The organism is Gordonia spumicola (genome assembly GCF_009932475.1).
Lineage (GTDB): Bacteria > Actinomycetota > Actinomycetes > Mycobacteriales > Mycobacteriaceae > Gordonia > Gordonia spumicola.
Genome location: NZ_BJOV01000002.1, coordinates 520,253 through 535,341 on the forward strand (window position 1 = coordinate 520,253; position 15,089 = coordinate 535,341).

The window sequence follows — 15,089 nt, forward strand, 5'->3', positions numbered from 1 at the left end:
GCTCACTCGGAGCGGTGACGTGTAAACGCGCAGGTGAATCTGTGGATGAATGTCATGCCATCCACAGATCCGCGGTTCCGGTGTGGAAAGCCGGACTGTTCACATATCTCCGACAAGAGTCCCGGGCATGGAGCGGATTCCGTCGGGCGTGTACTCGACCAGACAACTCATCGATGCGTACGGGCGCAAACGGTTCAACGAGCTGATCGCGACCGGGAACGCCAGGCAACTGCGTCGTGGGTGGTACCTGATCGGCTCACCGCCCGGCGACATCGTCGACGCGGTCAGGCGCGGAGGAGTCCTCAGCTGCGTGTCCGCCCTGAGACGACTCGGCGTCTGGGTTCCCGGCGAGAAGAACCACCTGCATGTGCGCGGGAACAACTGGGCGGTCAGGAACCTGCGAGGGCCGTTCTGCAAGCGATTCGGCAGGCCCGAACCCGAGTACGCGGTGATGGACGACGTCGAGACCGCACTCCAGTACGCGGCGCGATGCCTCAACGACACCGACTTCATCGTCGTGTGCGACTCGATCCTGAACAAGCGCCTCATGACGCTCGAACAGATGCAGTATCAGTTCCGCAATGCGCCGAAGCGGACGCTCGCACTGTTGGACCGCTGCGACGAACGTGCCGATTCCGGTCCGGAGACCGTGATTCGTCTGTTCCTGACGAGCCTGAACGTCAAGTTCGATCTTCAAGTGACGATCGACGGCGTCGGTTGCGTGGACATCCTGATCGGCGACTGGCTGATCATCGAGCTCGACGGATGGGAGTTCCACGGCGACAAGGAGCACTTCGAATCAGATCGTCGACGCGACGTCGACGCTCACGCGCTCGGTTTCACACCGTTGCGGTTCACCTACAAGCAGACGATGCACACCACCGACGTCACGACGGCGAAAATTCACGAAGCCATACGCGCCGGAGTCCACCTCCGGCCGTCGCATCCTGTCCAGTCGTCACCGCTCACGCGCGGCACTGCCTGACAGGCGGGTGCTCACGCGGAGCAGTGACGGTTGAACGTCAGCGCAGGGTCACCTGACGGCCGATGATCCCGGCACGCGACGAGCGCTGAGCCGCCGTGAGGTCGGACGTGTCGGCGAGCGCCTCGGTGAGGGCCGTGTCGAGCGCGTCGAGGCCGTCGTGCCACTCCTCGTGGTGAGCTTCGACGTCGAGGTCGAACACCGGGACGACGAGCCCGTGGGTGCGGAACGACCCGGCGAAGCGCGAACCCTCGCCCATCGTCAGCGCCCCGGCCGCATGGACGCGCGCCAGCGCGTTCATCAGGGTCTCCTCGTCCTCCGGGCGGACCCACCGCAGGTGCGCCCGTTCACCCGCGTCCACCCACCACGGCGCGCCGACGCCGCTGGCCGGATGCAGCCGGGCCGTCGGGAGAATGGTCTCGTTGGCACGCTCGAGCATGGCCTTGACCTGCGGGTCGACGTCCACGCCTTCGGTGAACCACCAGTCGAAGTTCTCGTAGACGATCACCTCGAGGGTGGCCGTCGGGTCGAGGATCTCGGTGAGCTGCGCGTCCGCCGGGGCGCCTGCGTACGTATCGCCCGCCTTCGCCGAGCCGGCCCAGGTGAGCGCCGCGGCTAGCGACGCCCGCAGGTCGGACGGCTCGGGGTCGGTCTGCAGCGCGACGAGACCCTGCATCTCCGACGAGCGCTCCCGCACGTCGGCGAACACCGCGCCGGGCAGGACCGTCGCGAAGTCGACCTCGTTGGTCGCGCCGGCGCCGTCGGCGAACGTCGCCTTGGCGGTCGCCGAGGCGATGAACGACCGCATGGCGACCAGATCGCATTCGGCCGCCAGACCGTGGAACGGAGGTGTCGGAGCGACGAGTGACGCGGCCTGCCGCGCCTTGCGCTCGGCCATCCGCTCGGCGCGGTTGCTGCCCTCGCGCGGGCCGCTGCCGCGCTTGCTCTTCTTTGCCATGCGTACCAGTGTCGCAGAGCCCGCCCGGCGGGTCAGTCGACGGTGACGAGCCAGTCCCGAACTCGCGCCGGATGGTTCGTCGCGACCCACCGCACGCCGAGGTCGGCGCACAGTTGGACGTCCGGCTTCTCGTCGACCGTCCAGCAGTAGGTGACGCGCCCGGCGGCCGCGGCACGATCGACGAGCTCGGGGTGCAGGCGGAGGGTCTCCACCGACGGGCCGACGCCGGTCGCTCCGACCGCGGTGGCCGCGGTGCCGCCGATGATCCGCGCCGTGTCGCCGAGCAGGATCGTCGGCAGGATCGGGGCGCTGCGGCGGATGCGCCACACGCCGGCCGATGAGAACGAGATGACGACGGCCCGCGAGTGGTCGGCGGACGGCGGCGTCGCCACGCCGAACTCGTGCAGCATCTCGAGCAGGGCGGTCTCGACGAGACTGCCGTAGCGGACGGGATGTTTGGTCTCGATGAACAGCCGGACGGGCCGATGCCAGTCGAGGGTCAACGTCAGCAGCTCCCGCAGGGTGAGCACGCTCGCCTGCGTCCCGCTGTGCCACGACCCGAAGTCGTGCTCGCGGAGCTGGGCCAGGGTCATCTCGCTGACGATGCCCGAACCGTCCGACGTCCGGTCGATGGTCCGGTCGTGGATGCAGACGAGCTCATGGTCCGCGGTGAGCCGGACGTCGCATTCGAGGCCGTCGGACCCCTGTCGCAGCGCCAGCTCGTACGCCCCGAGGGTGTGCTCGGCCATCTCGCCGGACGCCCCGCGGTGCGCGACGACTGCCGGTTTGCCCGAGCGGGACACCTCGCGCGGACTCACGCCGCGACCAGCCGTCGGGTCGGCGTGGCGTCGTCGTCGGACGCCGTTCCCGCCAACCGCTCGATGCGGACGATCGCCCAGCGCGCGAACACTGCCGACACCGCGAACGAGAGTGTGACGAGGGCGAGGGCGTCGGCCTCCACCTGGAGCGAGTCGGTGGCCCATGCGGCGATCCGGTACCCGAAGGTGAAGAGCGCGACTCCGTTGACGAGAGCCCAGGCGACGGCGAGACGCTGCCGCAGGCGTGCGCCGCGTTCGTCCGAGGCGAGGTGCGCCGCCTCATGGAGCATCCAGGGGGCCCCGACGACATTGACGAGCGGCGTGACGACGAATGCGGTGACGATCCACGGTCGACGCGGATCGACGTAGCCTGCGGCCGCGAAGTGCCGGGCGCGGATCTCGCGGACCCACCGCCCGAACGAGATGATGGTGACGATCACCGCGATCAGCGACATGATGCCGAACACGATGACGGCGATGCTGCTGAGCCAGTCGAGCCACGTCGAGATCGGGTGTGTGCGATTGGCGACCGCGATGGCGTACCGCGCGCCGTGCACGACTGCCGTCGCCCCGAGGACGAGGCATGTGAGGGTCATCGAGCGAGTCAGCGCCGACGTGGTCGCAGGCACCGGATCGACGACGGTCGTCGCGGACGCCGGGACGTCGACGAGTCCCCAGCCCGGGTTGTACGCGTACGACGGCGTGGGTCCGGGCGGCGGGCGGCGAGGTCCGCGAGGTGCGGGCATCGCCTCCCGCGGCCGGTGCGCCGTCCACTTCAGCAGGGGCCGACGGGGCGCGCGGGGCGCGGTCTGGACGAGTGCGCCGCCGCAGCGGGGACAGACGGTGCGGCCGTCCCGGTGCGGCGCTTGGATCCGACAGGAGGGACAGACGTCGAAGTTGACCGGGGCAGTCACGAAGTCGCGTCTCCCGTGTCGACGGGTTTGCCCGCACCGATCCACGCCACCATGCCGCCGGTGACGACGGTTCCGTCGATGCCCCTGTTGAGGAGGTACTCCATGATCCGGTACGACCGCCCGCTGGTGCGGCAGACGACGAGCAGGTCGCGATCGAGGTCGATCTCGTCGATGCGTCCGGGCACCTCGCCGAGTGGGATGTGGACGGCTCCGCGGACGTGCGCCTCATCCCACTCGTAGCCCTCGCGGACGTCGAGCAGGATCCGCGTCGGATCGTCGGTGAAGTCGTCCGGCAGTTCGGTGACACTCACCGACTCGATGTCGCCCATGCTCACCTGAACCAGTTTTCCACACGCTCACCTCGTGCGGCGGACAGCGCCGTCCGGCGATCACCCCGCAACTATGCAGACCTGCATAGCGATTTCCACAGGCTCGGTGGACAACGTCATTCACAGGGTGTTCGGCATTCACCAACAGCCCCTGGGCCACTTGTGGACAACCCTGTGGAATTGTGGATAGACCTAGGAAAACAGGGGTGGATCTGTGACAGCCGTCTCGAATTCACGTCAGATTCGGGCCCGTGGCACGTCGTCGACGACCTACCGACAAGTAGATTTCACCGGGCTGTCCACATCCACACCTGGGGACAACCTGGGGACAACTCGCCGGGCAAAACTCTCGACTTCAACTTCAGGCAGGACGATCGAGTTGCCGCCGCACACGCTGCGGGGTGACGACACGTCCCGCGAGTCACGACCTAAGATCAACGGGTGCATGTCCGCTGGCTGACCGCCTTCCTCGACTTCCCGGCGGCCGACTTCGGCTCCGAAGTGACCTTCTGGCGCGCCATCTCCGGCAGCACCGTGTCGCCGCCGCGCGGAGCGTCGAAGGAGTTCGCGTCCCTCGACCCGTTCAACGGCGACGCACACCTGCGTGTGCAGCGCATCGGCTCGGGCCCCGGCGGAACGCATCTGGACATCTCGGTGGACGATCCGGCCTCCGCGGCGCTCGAAGCGGTGGCGCTCGGCGCGCGCGAACTCGCCGACTACGGGACCCACCGCGTGATGGCGTCGCCCGCGGGCGGACGGTTCTGCCTCGTCGAATGGACCGGGGAGACCCTCCGCGCCCGCCCCATCCGCTGGCCCGGCGGAACGATCAGCATCGTCGATCAGATCGACTACGACGTGCCCACGGCCAAGTTCGACGCCGAGATCGCGTTCTGGTCGGCTCTGACCGGCCAGGACGCGCCCGGCGGACCGGACCGTCGGACGTTGACGCGCAACCCGGCCCTGCCGTTGCAGGTGGTCCTCGTCCGGTCCGACGACGAGCACGGCGGCGCGTACATCGACGTGGCCGCGAGCAACCTGGCGGTCGAGGTGGAACGCCACGAGGACTGGGGCGCGACGGTCGTCGACCGCACCGCCGACCGCGTCGTCATGTCCGACCCGACGGGCAGGCGGTACGTCGTCTCCGCGCGCAATCCGCGGACCGGGGCCTGACGGTCACCCCAGCTCGCCCACCAGCGCGATCTCGCGTTCGACGTCGCCGCGCTCGGCGGGCGTGAGATCGCGGAGGGCGGTCAGTTCGACGCCGTCCTTCCCCGGCTTCCAGGTGGCGGCGAGTCGGCCGTCGACGAGGACGAACCCGGGAAACTGCCCGTTGGGGGTCCACAGCGCACGGTAGTGGTCCGGATCGGCGACCCTGACGCGGTCGGCGTTGGCGACGATCAGATTGTCGTAGGGAGCGACGCAGCGGACCGGCGCGGGTTCGGTGCCCGCGGCGATCGCCAGCCCGTCGAGGTCGTACAGCGTCTCCCCGTTCGGACCGGTGTAGACGACGAGTTCCCAGTCGGCCTCCATCGACGCCATGAGCGGTCCGAGACCGGTCAGCCCGGACCAGGTCTGCACGGCGGCGATCGATGCGGGCCCGAAGCCGCGCAGGTAGAGGCGGATCAGGTCTCGACGCGCCTCGTCGCCGACGACCGCGGGCTCCCCCGGACCGATCCAGTCGTCGAGCAGCGCGTACGTCGGCCCGCCGGACCGCTTCCACAGGCCGCGCGGCGGCGCCTGGACGACGGGCAGTCGCAGGCGTGCGACGGCGGCCATGTGGGCGGCCGGCTCGTCGGGCCACCGCCGCGCCAACGACGCGCGCAGCGCCGATGCGGCGACCGGGCCGTCGGCGAGGACTGTCCGCGCGTGGTCGGCGACGTCGGCCGCGGTGACCGCCGACAGCTTGCGGCCGTGATTCGTCTCGACCGCCGCGTCGAGCATCGGCTGCAGCAGTTCCCGGATCCACCGGGCGTCGAGCCCGTCGGCCAGGAAGACGGTGCCGCGCTGCAGCGTCATCCGGACGAGTTCACGGTCGGTCAGGAGTTCGTCGACGTCGGCCGGATCGAAGCCCTCGACTCGGCACGCCAGCCCGTAGAACGCGGCCTGCGGGTCCTGCGACTGCAGACCGACGACCCGGTCGACGACGTCGACGATGTCGTCGTCGACCCGCTCGAGCAGGTGTTGGCGTTCGAGCAGGGTGCGGTTCCACTGCTCGAGCGTGATCTCGTCCGGCATCGGGCGCCGGTCAGGCGGGGAAGGCCAGACCGGTCGAGACGTGGCAGCGATACCCGTTGGGATTCTTGTGCAGGTACTGCTGGTGAAGATCCTCGGCGTAGTAGAAGACACCGTCGCCCGCGTCGGTCATGGACGCGATCTCCGTGGTGATCGGGCCGTAGCCCGCGTCGGCGAGGGTCGGTCCGTACTTCTCCACCGACGCGACGGCGAGGTCGAGATCGGCATCGTCGAAGGTGAAGACCGCCGACCGGTACTGGGTGCCGACATCGTTGCCCTGTCGCATCTCCTGTGTCGGATCGTGCGACGTGAAGAACAGTTCGATCAGCGTCTTCGACGACGTCTGCACCGGATCGAAGACGACGAGCACCGACTCCGTGTGACCGGTCCGGGCCGTGCAGACCTCCTCGTACGTCGGGTTCGGCGTGTAGCCGCCCGCGTAGCCGACGGCGGTCGTGTAGACGCCCGGCTGCTGCCAGAAGATCTCTTCGACTCCCCAGAAACAGCCGCCCGCGACGACGATCGCGTTCAGATCGGGACCGAACTCGCCGATCCCGGACGGAGCGAAGCCGCCGTCCGGCGACGCCTGCCCGCGCATCGGGCGATGCAGCACGATGTTCTCCTCGCGCAGCGGAAGGGGCACGGCGCGACCCGGCAGCGCGTTCTCGCGCGGCACCATCGCGGTCTTGACATTGGACGCGGCGACGAGGCGATCGAAGAGACTCATGCCACCAGGCTACGGCGGATCCGTCGACCGGCGGCGGCGGGAACACGGCGATGAGCTGATCTGTTGCAATAAGTACCGCTCTGCGGAAATGTTGTTCATTGGACCCAGTACGGATCTTTCGCGAAAATCTTTGAGAGGAACATCGTGGCTGACTACACCCTGCCCGAACTCGACTACGACTACGGCGCCCTTGAGCCGCACATCTCCGGCAAGATCATGGAGCTGCACCACAGCAAGCATCACGCGACCTACGTCGCGGGCGCCAACACCGCCCTCGCCAAGCTGGCCGAGGCACGCGAAGACGGAACCATCGCGACCAAGGTGTACGGCCTCTCGGCCAACCTGGGCTTCCACCTCGGCGGCCACACCAACCACTCGATTTTCTGGAAGAACCTGTCGCCCAACGGCGGCGGCGAGCCCACCGGCGACCTCGCCGAGCAGATCGGCATCGACTTCGGCGGCTTCGAGCAGTTCAAGGCCCACTTCACCGGCGCTGCCACCACCCTGCAGGGTTCGGGTTGGGCCATCCTTGGCTACGACACCATCGGTCAGCGTCTGGTCATCGAGCAGCTCACCGACCAGAGCGGCAACACCTCCGCCGCCCTGATCCCGGTCGTCATGCTCGACATGTGGGAGCACGCCTTCTACCTCGACTACCAGAACGTGAAGCCCGACTACGTCAAGGCGTGGTGGAACATCGTCAACTGGGACGACGCCTCGGAGCGGCTCGCCCGCGCCAAGACCCAGGGCTCGGGACTCATCGTCCCCGCCTGACCTCTCGCACGCGAAACGGCGGTCGTCCCCACTCGGGGCGGCCGCCGTTCTCGTCTCCGTACGAGTCGTGTCAGCGCGGTCCGACGACGCGGTAGCGCGCGATGACGAAGGCCTTGTTCTGCACGGTCTCGAGGAGCTCGAAGTCCCAGGCGCGGGGGAAGAGGGGTCGGCCGGATCCGACGGTGGCGGGCGCGAATGACACGAGCATCTCGTCGAGCATGTCGGATTCGGCGAATTGGGCTGCGAGATCACCGCCGCCGACCACCCACACCCCCTTGTCGCCCGCCGCGGCTTCCACCGCGGCGCGATGATCGGACGGCGGACCGGCGACCACCGTGACCGTCGGATGGACGGGCGTCACGTCGCGGTGAGTGAACAGGAACGTCGGATGGTCGGGATACGGCCACTCCTCACCGCTTGCGGTGATGTGGTCGACCAGCCACTGATAGGTGGTGAAGCCCATCGCGATGGCCCCGGTCGCCGCCATGAGGTCGGCGATGCTGTGCGGCCCGTCCTCATCGATCGGCTGGGTGAGGAGCCAGTCGAGGGAGTCGTTCTCGTCGGCGAGGAAGCCGTCGAGGGTGGACGCGGTGTAGAAGATGTAGCCGGTCATCGGGTTGTCCCCTCGTCGAAGGTCGTCGGCGGCCGGTGAGCCCCGGGAGCGATCAGCGTCCATTCTGCCGGGACTGGCCGTCGCCCCGGCCGACGATCTCGGGATAGAACCGCACGGTCAGCCAGATCCACACCATCTGGCAGGCGAACGAACCGCTGATGCCGAGGAGGATCGTCGTTCGCGCCAGCACGTCCGGCAGCCCGCCGGACGCGACCGCCGCGTACACGCCGAGCGGCACCACGTCGATCACCGCGGCCGCCACGATGAAGGCCGCGATCATCCGCCGACGTTCGGGCCCGGTCGGCAGTCGACCTGTCGTCGAGACGAAGCGATCGACCGAGTGAGCGGCGGCGATGATGGCTGCGAGGAGGCCGCCGAGCCCGGCGAGCGGCCAGAACACGGCCCAACTGATGGTGAGGAAGACGCACGACAGGACCGCGGAGGCGATCAGATAGCGGACGACGTACGGGCGAAGGCTCACGTCGACCGACTCCTGCGCGCCGCTGCGTCGCGCCGGTTCCGTCTCGCGAAGCACGTGCACAGTCCCATCGTCGTCTGCGGGGGCCGTCGACTTCGCAACTATCGCGAATGCCCCTGGAGGAATCAGACTAACGGACCATCCCCGACCACCGCAGCACACCGGCCGCAAATGGCGGGCCTACAACCAGACGATGCCCGCCGCCGCGGCGCCCGCCGACACGATCAGAAAGACCACGAGAACGATCACGTCCAGCCTGCGGGGTGCGGATCGATACGCGGTGAGACGCCCGGTGCCGCCGCGTGCGGTGATCGCCTCCGACATCTCGGCGCTGCGCCTCATCGCCGACGACATCGCCGCCACGATGATGTCGAGGATCGACGGCTCGGCGGACGGGTGGCCGGACGACGCGCTCGACTTGGGGCGCAGCCGGTGCGAGGCCCACAGCAGGCGCATCTCCTCCAGCAGCAGCGGCAGGCCGCGCAGGGTCAACGCGATGGTCACCGCCCACTCGTCGACGGGCAGTCGCAGCAGCTTGAGCGGCCGCATCAGGACGGCGAGAGCCGGGGCGAGTTCGGCGACGGGCGTCGTCCACACGACGAGCACCGACATCGCGAGGACGACGAGTCCGAGCAGGACCGCCCGCAGTGCGGTGAGTCCCCCGTCGCTGCCCCGCGCGATCCACGACCAGGCGACGCCGACGCCCATCACGGCCCAGAACCACCACGGGGGACGCGGCAGCGCACCGACGGGGATCCCCGCGAGCAGCGCGAACACGATCAGGCAGGCGGCGACGTAGCCCAGGGCGGGCCACGACGGGAGGATCCACGTCATCAGGCCGAGGACCAAGATGATGATCAGCTTGGTCCCGGCCCACAGGCGGTGGACCGGGGAGTCGCCGGGGATCTGACGCAGCATCGGCATCTGCATGTCAGGCACCGCCTTCCAGGACGCCCGCGACGAGTTCGACACGGCGGTTGCACACCCGATCCAGGGATTCGAGGTCGTGCGAGATGATCACGATGGTGGCGCCGTCGTCGCGCAGCCTGGCGAGGACGCCCAGCACCTCTTCTCGAGCCTGCGGGTCGAGCCCCGCGAGCGGTTCGTCGAGCACCAGCACCTCGGGGTCGGACGCGATGAGCGATGCGAGGACCACCCTGCGCATCTGGCCGCCGGACAGGGAGTCGACTCGTTTGGCGGCGAACTCCCGCGGCAGCGCGACGAGGTCGAGGACTCGGCCGACCTCGCTGGTGCCGACGCTCTCGCCGCCGACGGCCATGATCTCGTCGCCGACGGTCACCTTCTGCAACTGCAGTCGAGCGTGCTGGAAACCGAGTCCGACGCTGCCGATGTTCTCCGCGACGGGGTCGCCGCCGATCCGCACCTCGCCGCCGGTCGGCTTGGTGAGTCCGGCGAGGATCCACGCCAACGTCGACTTGCCCGAGCCGTTGCCGCCGACGATCAGGACACCGTCGCCGCGGTCGACGCGCAGGCTCACCTCGTGCAGTGCGGTCACCTCCCACGGCGATCCCTGCAGGTAGGTGTGCCGCACTCCGTCGACGACGAGGAGAGGGTCGCCGTCGTGATGGTTCGAGTTCAGCGCCGGAGCCGACTTCTCGGGTCGCATCCACTCCGGATGGTGATCGACGATCCGGCCGTCGGTGAGATGGATGATGCGGTCGGCGGCGCGCGCCTCGGAGTCGCGGTGGGTGATCAGCACGACGGTGATGCCGTGGCGTCGCGGCAAGTCGGCGAGGATACCGATCAGTTCCTCGCGTCCCTGCGGATCGACCATCGACGTCACCTCGTCGGCGATCACCAGACGGGGACCGCGCGCCAGTGCCGCGGCGACGGCGAGTCGCTGCTGCTGGCCGCCGGACAGGTCGGACGTGTCGCGGTCGCCGAGCCCGGCGAGGCCGACCTCCGCGAGCAGACCGTCGACGTCGACGGCCTGGTCGTCCGGCAGTCCCCACACGAGGTCGTCGGCCACGCGTGAGCCGAGCATCTGCGCTTCCGGACGTTGGAGGACGAGTGCCGTCCCGCCGCGCCGTCCGAGGCCGGGGGCCCCGGGCCGGTCGATGATGCCGATCGCGGGTTCCACGCCCGCGAGGATCTTGGACAGCGTCGACTTGCCGGAGCCGTTGGCTCCGACGATCGCGACGAACTCGCCACGGTGGAGTTCCAGGTCGATGCCGGTCAGGACGTCGCGGGTGGTTCCGGGGTAGCGGTATCCGACGCCGACAGCGCGCAGCGGCAGCGGGTCGGGGTCGACGTCGCCGATCACGTGAGCTGCTTCGAGGGTGTCGTCGAGCTTGACGTCGGCGAGCCGGTCGAGGATCTTGCCGAGGAACCAGCCCGCGACGACGAGCGTCAGGAACGTCCCGATGGTCCCCGGAACCCACAGCCACAGCCACCAGTTGTCGACGACGTTGCCGGAGAAGCGTTCGACGGCGTCGCCCGCACCGGTCAGTCTGACTCCGCGCAGCACTTTCGCCAGGCCGGTCAGGATGTTGTCGAACACTTCGAGGCCGAGCGTGCGCAGCGGTTTCAGCACCCACATCAGCAGGACGGTGATCCCGGCGATGGCGGGCGCGACGATCACGGACAGCGCCGCGAGGACGGCCGTTCCGCCGCCACGGCGTCGGACTTCGCCGACGATGCCGCCGATGACCGCGGTCATCGCGACGCCGAACGCCGTGCCGAGTCCCGCGACCGCGAAGGTCACGGCGACGGTCGTCACGATCGCCGCGATCACCGCCCGCGGACGGGTGCGGGCCGCGAGCAGTGCGATCGGCACGGGTGTCACGAAGCCGAGCGCGGCGGCCATCGGGACGACGGCGACGATCACGGCGGGCACCACGGTGAGGCCGCTGAAGATCGCGATGGACGCGATCTCGATCGGTTTGAGCGGCCCGGTGACGGCGCGACGGTCGTCGACTGCTGGTGGGGAGATCACCGCCCCATTGTGCCTGGACCGGATTTGCGGGTACCCGAACAGTCCATTCCGGGCCCCCGACCTGCGGTTCTCCGGGCCGTCCGGACAGTTGAATGTGGGATGCAGGTCACCCTAACCTTGCCTCATGATCGCTGCCCTGGCGTTGAGTTTCGCCGTCATCTTCGTCGCCGAACTGGGAGACAAGTCCCAGCTCATGGCGATGACGTTCGCCCTGCGGTACCGCTGGTGGGTGGTCTTGTCGGCGATCCTGACGGCGACGACCCTCGTGCACGCGGCATCGGTGTTCCTCGGGCACTTCCTCGGACTGTCGATCCCGACGGAGTTCATGTCGATCGTCGGCGGCCTGTCGATGCTGGTGTTCGGCCTGTGGACCGTCCGCGGCGACGAGTTGGACGACGACGAGTCGTCGAAGGCCGGCCGCGTGGGGCGATCGGTTTTCTTCGCCGTCATGTCGTCGTTCCTGTTGGCCGAACTCGGCGACAAGACGATGCTCGCGACGATCGCGCTGGCCGCCGATCACGACTGGCTAGGGGTGTGGATCGGCTCGACCATCGGCATGGTCGCGGCCGACGCGCTCGCGATCGTCGTCGGACGTGTCCTCGGTCGTCATCTTCCCGAGCGGACCATCGCGCTCGGCGCCGCCGTGCTGTTCTTCGCGTTCGCGATCTGGCTGATCGTCGAAGGCCTCATCGGCGCGTCTGCGCTGGTCGTGGTCCTGACTCTCGTCGCAGCGGCGGTCATCACGGCAGTGGGTGTCGCGTGGATCGTCGCGACCAACAGACGTCGTGCCGCCGAGGCCCTCGCCGAGGATCCGCTCCCCTCGACTGCACCCGCTCCCTTCCCGAAGTGAGCGGGTGTCGACGACGGGAGCGGGTACCGAAACGTTGACAGACCGAGCGATCGATCGGTACAACTCTGTGGGTCAGCGACAGCGAACACGTTAGGAACCCCCACATGGACGTCACCGGCTCAGCAGTCATCGTCACCGGAGCCGCTTCCGGCCTCGGCGCCGCCACCGCAGCCCGATTCGCCGCGGCGGGCGCGACCGTCTTCGGCATCGACCTGCAGCCGTCCATCGACAAGGCCGAGCCGGTCGGCGGCGTCACCCTGATCGCCGCCGACGTCACGAGCGAGTCGGAGGTCCAAGCCGTCATCGACACCATCGTCGACGCCGGGCTCCCGCTGCGCGTCGCCGTCAACTGCGCCGGCGTCGGCTGGGCGTCGCGGATCCTCGGCAAGGAGGGCCCGCACAGCCTCGATCTGTTCCGCAAGGTCATCGAGATCAACCTCGTCGGCACGTTCAACGTGATGCGCCTGGCCGCGAACCGCATGCAACAGGAGCCGGTCGCGACCGACGACAATGCGCGCGGCGTCATCATCAACACCGCATCCGTCGCGGCGTTCGAGGGCCAGATCGGGCAGATCGCGTACACCGCGTCCAAGGGCGGAGTGCACGCGATGACCATCTCCGCCGCCCGCGACCTCGCCCGCGCGGGCGTCCGCGTGTGCACGATCGCCCCCGGCACCATCAACACGCCGATGCTGGCCGGTGTCACACCGGAGATCAAGGCGACGCTCGAATCGGGGATCCCGTTCCCGCAGCGTCTCGGCGAACCGTCCGAATACGCCGACCTCGCCGCGTTCATCGTCGACCACGACTACCTCAACGGCGAGACCATCCGCATGGACGGCGCGCTCCGGATGGCGCCGCGTTAGGACCTTTCGACTCGCTCCGCTCGCTAATGGAATGGACTGAGGTTGCCGACCAGAGTTGGCAGACTTAGTTGAGGTAGCCAGCCTTCGGGTGAGCACTTCAGCTCGCTGGGTCACTGTTCGTGAGCCCTACCTTGAGATCGTGCCCCCGAGGGCTTCGCCTGACGAGCATCTGATTGCTGCTGGGATGACGTGCCGACCCACCCGCCCGGGTGTGGTGTGAACACTGCGCCATTAGTCCGCAACCCGCTCGCCGGACCCCGGCTGCCGACCTCGGGCGGCACCGACGTCCGCCAGAGGAAGGAAACGAGCAGCAAAGGGGAGGTCGAGGGACATGTTGTTTGTAGGAGACGACTGGGCCGAAGACCATCACGACCTGGTCGTGATCGACAATAGTCAGAAGGTCTTGGCCCGAGCCCGGGTCCCCGAAGGCCCCGCCGGGATCACCGCATTCACCGACGTCGTGGCACGAGCTGCCCTCACGACAGTCACCAGCGACGACGACCTCGACGACGACGCTCTCGAGGTCATGGTCGGTATCGAACTCAATCACGGGCCCTGGGTCCAGGCACTGGTCGCCGCTGGATACTACGTGTTCGGAGTCGATCCGTTGCAGGCCAAACGGTTTCGTGAGAGTTGGTCAAACTCGAAAGCCAAGAGCGATAGCGGCGATGCCCTCGGCCTGGCGGAATTGGTCCGCTCCCGGCACCGTACGCTCACCAAGATCGGTGCCGACTCCGAAGGATCTGCTGCAATCCGCATTCTCACTCGTGAACACCAACGCGCGGTATGGGACCGCACTCGTCAGACCAATCGTTTACGGTCGACGTTGCGTGAGTACCACCCCGCGATCGTCGCGATCGCCGCGAAGTACGACCTCCCACTCCACGACAAGACGATCCTGGGGCTGGTGACGCTGGTACCTACCCCTGCTGCCGGAGCGAGGATCACTGTGCGGCAGGTACTTCCGCTCCTTGCTCGTCGCCATGACAAGGACGCCAAAGCCGCCTGGATCGTGCAAGCGTTGCGGCAACGGCAACTACCGATCGGCCCGGAGATCGCCGAGGCCTACGCGATCACTGTCCGGGCAGCCACGCGTGTGATCGCCTCCGCCTCCAGTCACATCGCAGAGCTGGAGGAGCAGGTGAACGCCCATTTTTCGCGGCACCCCGATGCTGAGATCTACCTCAGTCAACCTGGTATCGGCCAGGTCATCGGGGCACGCCTGTGCGGTGAATACGGCGACGACTCCACTCGCTTCCAGACGGCGAAGGACCGCCGGAACTTCGCCCAGACCAGCCCGCTCACCCGGCAGTCAGGAAAGCTGCGGATCGTCTGCGCCCGCAAGGCCGGCAACGACTGGGCCCTCGACGCCGCGGTACGGCAGGCCAACGCTGCGATCATGCACGACAAATATGCGTATGCCTACTACCGCAAGCAGCGTGATCGAGGGATCAACCACAACGCCGCGCTCCGCCAACTAGCCAACAAACTGACAGGAATCCTCCACGGCTGCCTAGCCCGACACCACCCGTACGACCCCGCGATCGCATGGGCGAACGCCGACCTCAAGATCGCTGCTTGACACGTTCCCG

Annotated in this window: 16 protein-coding genes; 6 read left to right on the forward strand and 10 right to left on the reverse strand. The window is 68.2% G+C overall.

Features of this window, described 5'->3' with window-relative positions; all coding sequences use genetic code 11:
* Positions 1-205: 205 nt before the first annotated feature.
* A complete protein-coding gene (locus GYB83_RS04525; protein ID WP_371865006.1) occupies positions 206-985 on the forward strand; it encodes an endonuclease domain-containing protein in 780 nt (259 codons plus the stop codon).
* 37 nt (positions 986-1,022) lie between these two features.
* On the opposite strand, the gene GYB83_RS04530 is transcribed toward GYB83_RS04525, so the two are convergent.
* From GYB83_RS04530 to GYB83_RS04545, 4 genes are read right to left on the reverse strand one after another with little or no spacing between them, the layout of a single operon-like run.
* Entirely contained in the window at positions 1,023-1,940 is a 918-nt protein-coding gene (locus tag GYB83_RS04530; protein ID WP_161894353.1) for a DUF5926 family protein, read from the reverse strand.
* Positions 1,941-1,972: 32 nt separating this feature from the next.
* Positions 1,973-2,758: a glycerophosphodiester phosphodiesterase family protein gene (locus GYB83_RS04535; RefSeq protein WP_161894354.1), complete on the reverse strand. Its 786-nt coding sequence runs from the start codon at positions 2,756-2,758 to the stop codon at positions 1,973-1,975.
* On the reverse strand, positions 2,755-3,672 hold the full coding sequence (locus GYB83_RS04540) for a DUF4328 domain-containing protein (protein WP_161894355.1): 918 nt from the start codon (positions 3,670-3,672) through the stop codon (positions 2,755-2,757). Before GYB83_RS04540 ends, GYB83_RS04535 begins: the two co-directional genes overlap by 4 nt.
* The gene (locus GYB83_RS04545) at positions 3,669-4,001 is read right to left on the reverse strand and encodes a rhodanese-like domain-containing protein (protein ID WP_161894356.1); all 333 of its coding nucleotides are present in this window, start codon (positions 3,999-4,001) and stop codon (positions 3,669-3,671) included. Before GYB83_RS04545 ends, GYB83_RS04540 begins: the two co-directional genes overlap by 4 nt.
* A 441-nt stretch (positions 4,002-4,442) precedes the next feature.
* Between GYB83_RS04545 and GYB83_RS04550 the strand changes: the two genes are divergently transcribed.
* Positions 4,443-5,171 carry a VOC family protein gene (locus GYB83_RS04550; protein WP_161894357.1) on the forward strand — a complete coding sequence of 243 codons (729 nt, stop codon included), beginning with the start codon at positions 4,443-4,445 and terminating at the stop codon, positions 5,169-5,171.
* Between the two features lie 3 nt (positions 5,172-5,174).
* On the opposite strand, the gene GYB83_RS04555 is transcribed toward GYB83_RS04550, so the two are convergent.
* Together GYB83_RS04555 and msrA are read right to left on the reverse strand one after the other, a co-directional pair.
* Positions 5,175-6,236 (reverse strand): winged helix DNA-binding domain-containing protein, encoded by a 1,062-nt coding sequence (locus tag GYB83_RS04555; RefSeq protein WP_161894358.1) that lies wholly within the window; start codon positions 6,234-6,236, stop codon positions 5,175-5,177.
* A 10-nt stretch (positions 6,237-6,246) separates the two neighbouring features.
* Positions 6,247-6,960, reverse strand: a complete 714-nt coding sequence (msrA, locus tag GYB83_RS04560; RefSeq protein WP_161894359.1) for a peptide-methionine (S)-S-oxide reductase MsrA — start codon at positions 6,958-6,960, stop codon at positions 6,247-6,249.
* Positions 6,961-7,104: 144 nt separating this feature from the next.
* On the opposite strand from msrA, the gene GYB83_RS04565 reads away from it, so the two are divergent.
* A complete protein-coding gene (locus GYB83_RS04565; protein ID WP_161894360.1) occupies positions 7,105-7,734 on the forward strand; it encodes a superoxide dismutase in 630 nt (209 codons plus the stop codon).
* 70 nt (positions 7,735-7,804) lie between these two features.
* Here the strand turns inward: GYB83_RS04565 and GYB83_RS04570 are convergent, their stop codons facing one another.
* The 4 genes from GYB83_RS04570 to GYB83_RS04585 form a co-directional block, all read right to left on the reverse strand.
* Positions 7,805-8,347 (reverse strand): dihydrofolate reductase family protein, encoded by a 543-nt coding sequence (locus GYB83_RS04570; RefSeq protein WP_161894361.1) that lies wholly within the window; start codon positions 8,345-8,347, stop codon positions 7,805-7,807.
* 52 nt (positions 8,348-8,399) lie between these two features.
* Complete coding sequence (locus GYB83_RS04575) at positions 8,400-8,882, reverse strand: ABZJ_00895 family protein (RefSeq protein WP_161894362.1); 483 nt, start codon at positions 8,880-8,882, stop codon at positions 8,400-8,402.
* Positions 8,883-9,005: 123 nt separating this feature from the next.
* Positions 9,006-9,755 carry an energy-coupling factor transporter transmembrane component T family protein gene (locus GYB83_RS04580; protein ID WP_161894363.1) on the reverse strand — a complete coding sequence of 250 codons (750 nt, stop codon included), beginning with the start codon at positions 9,753-9,755 and terminating at the stop codon, positions 9,006-9,008.
* A 1-nt stretch (position 9,756) separates the two neighbouring features.
* A complete protein-coding gene (locus GYB83_RS04585; RefSeq protein WP_161894655.1) occupies positions 9,757-11,778 on the reverse strand; it encodes an ABC transporter ATP-binding protein in 2,022 nt (673 codons plus the stop codon).
* Between the two features lie 127 nt (positions 11,779-11,905).
* Here GYB83_RS04585 and GYB83_RS04590 point away from each other — a divergent pair, with 127 nt between their 5' ends.
* The 3 genes from GYB83_RS04590 (at position 11,906) to GYB83_RS04600 (ending at position 15,079) form a co-directional block, all read left to right on the forward strand.
* On the forward strand, positions 11,906-12,631 hold the full coding sequence (locus GYB83_RS04590) for a TMEM165/GDT1 family protein (protein ID WP_161894364.1): 726 nt from the start codon (positions 11,906-11,908) through the stop codon (positions 12,629-12,631).
* A gap of 104 nt (positions 12,632-12,735) precedes the next feature.
* Positions 12,736-13,497, forward strand: a complete 762-nt coding sequence (locus GYB83_RS04595) for an SDR family NAD(P)-dependent oxidoreductase (protein ID WP_161894365.1) — start codon at positions 12,736-12,738, stop codon at positions 13,495-13,497.
* A 331-nt stretch (positions 13,498-13,828) separates the two neighbouring features.
* The gene (locus tag GYB83_RS04600) at positions 13,829-15,079 is read left to right on the forward strand and encodes an IS110 family RNA-guided transposase (protein WP_161894366.1); all 1,251 of its coding nucleotides are present in this window, start codon (positions 13,829-13,831) and stop codon (positions 15,077-15,079) included.
* The last annotated feature ends 10 nt before the right edge of the window (positions 15,080-15,089 follow it).

Bases quoted from the DNA above. Each gene is read 5' to 3' on its own strand.
- GYB83_RS04530 (WP_161894353.1), bottom strand. From the start codon at position 1,940: ATGGCAAAGAAGAGCAAGCGCGGCAGCGGCCCGCGCGAGGGCAGCAAC.
- GYB83_RS04545 (WP_161894356.1), bottom strand. From the start codon at position 4,001: ATGGGCGACATCGAGTCGGTGAGTGTCACCGAACTGCCGGACGACTTC.
- GYB83_RS04555 (WP_161894358.1), bottom strand. From the start codon at position 6,236: ATGCCGGACGAGATCACGCTCGAGCAGTGGAACCGCACCCTGCTCGAA.
- msrA (WP_161894359.1), bottom strand. From the start codon at position 6,960: ATGAGTCTCTTCGATCGCCTCGTCGCCGCGTCCAATGTCAAGACCGCG.
- GYB83_RS04570 (WP_161894361.1), bottom strand. From the start codon at position 8,347: ATGACCGGCTACATCTTCTACACCGCGTCCACCCTCGACGGCTTCCTC.
- GYB83_RS04580 (WP_161894363.1), bottom strand. From the start codon at position 9,755: ATGCAGATGCCGATGCTGCGTCAGATCCCCGGCGACTCCCCGGTCCAC.
- GYB83_RS04590 (WP_161894364.1), top strand. From the start codon at position 11,906: ATGATCGCTGCCCTGGCGTTGAGTTTCGCCGTCATCTTCGTCGCCGAA.
- GYB83_RS04595 (WP_161894365.1), top strand. From the start codon at position 12,736: ATGGACGTCACCGGCTCAGCAGTCATCGTCACCGGAGCCGCTTCCGGC.
- GYB83_RS04600 (WP_161894366.1), top strand. From the start codon at position 13,829: ATGTTGTTTGTAGGAGACGACTGGGCCGAAGACCATCACGACCTGGTC.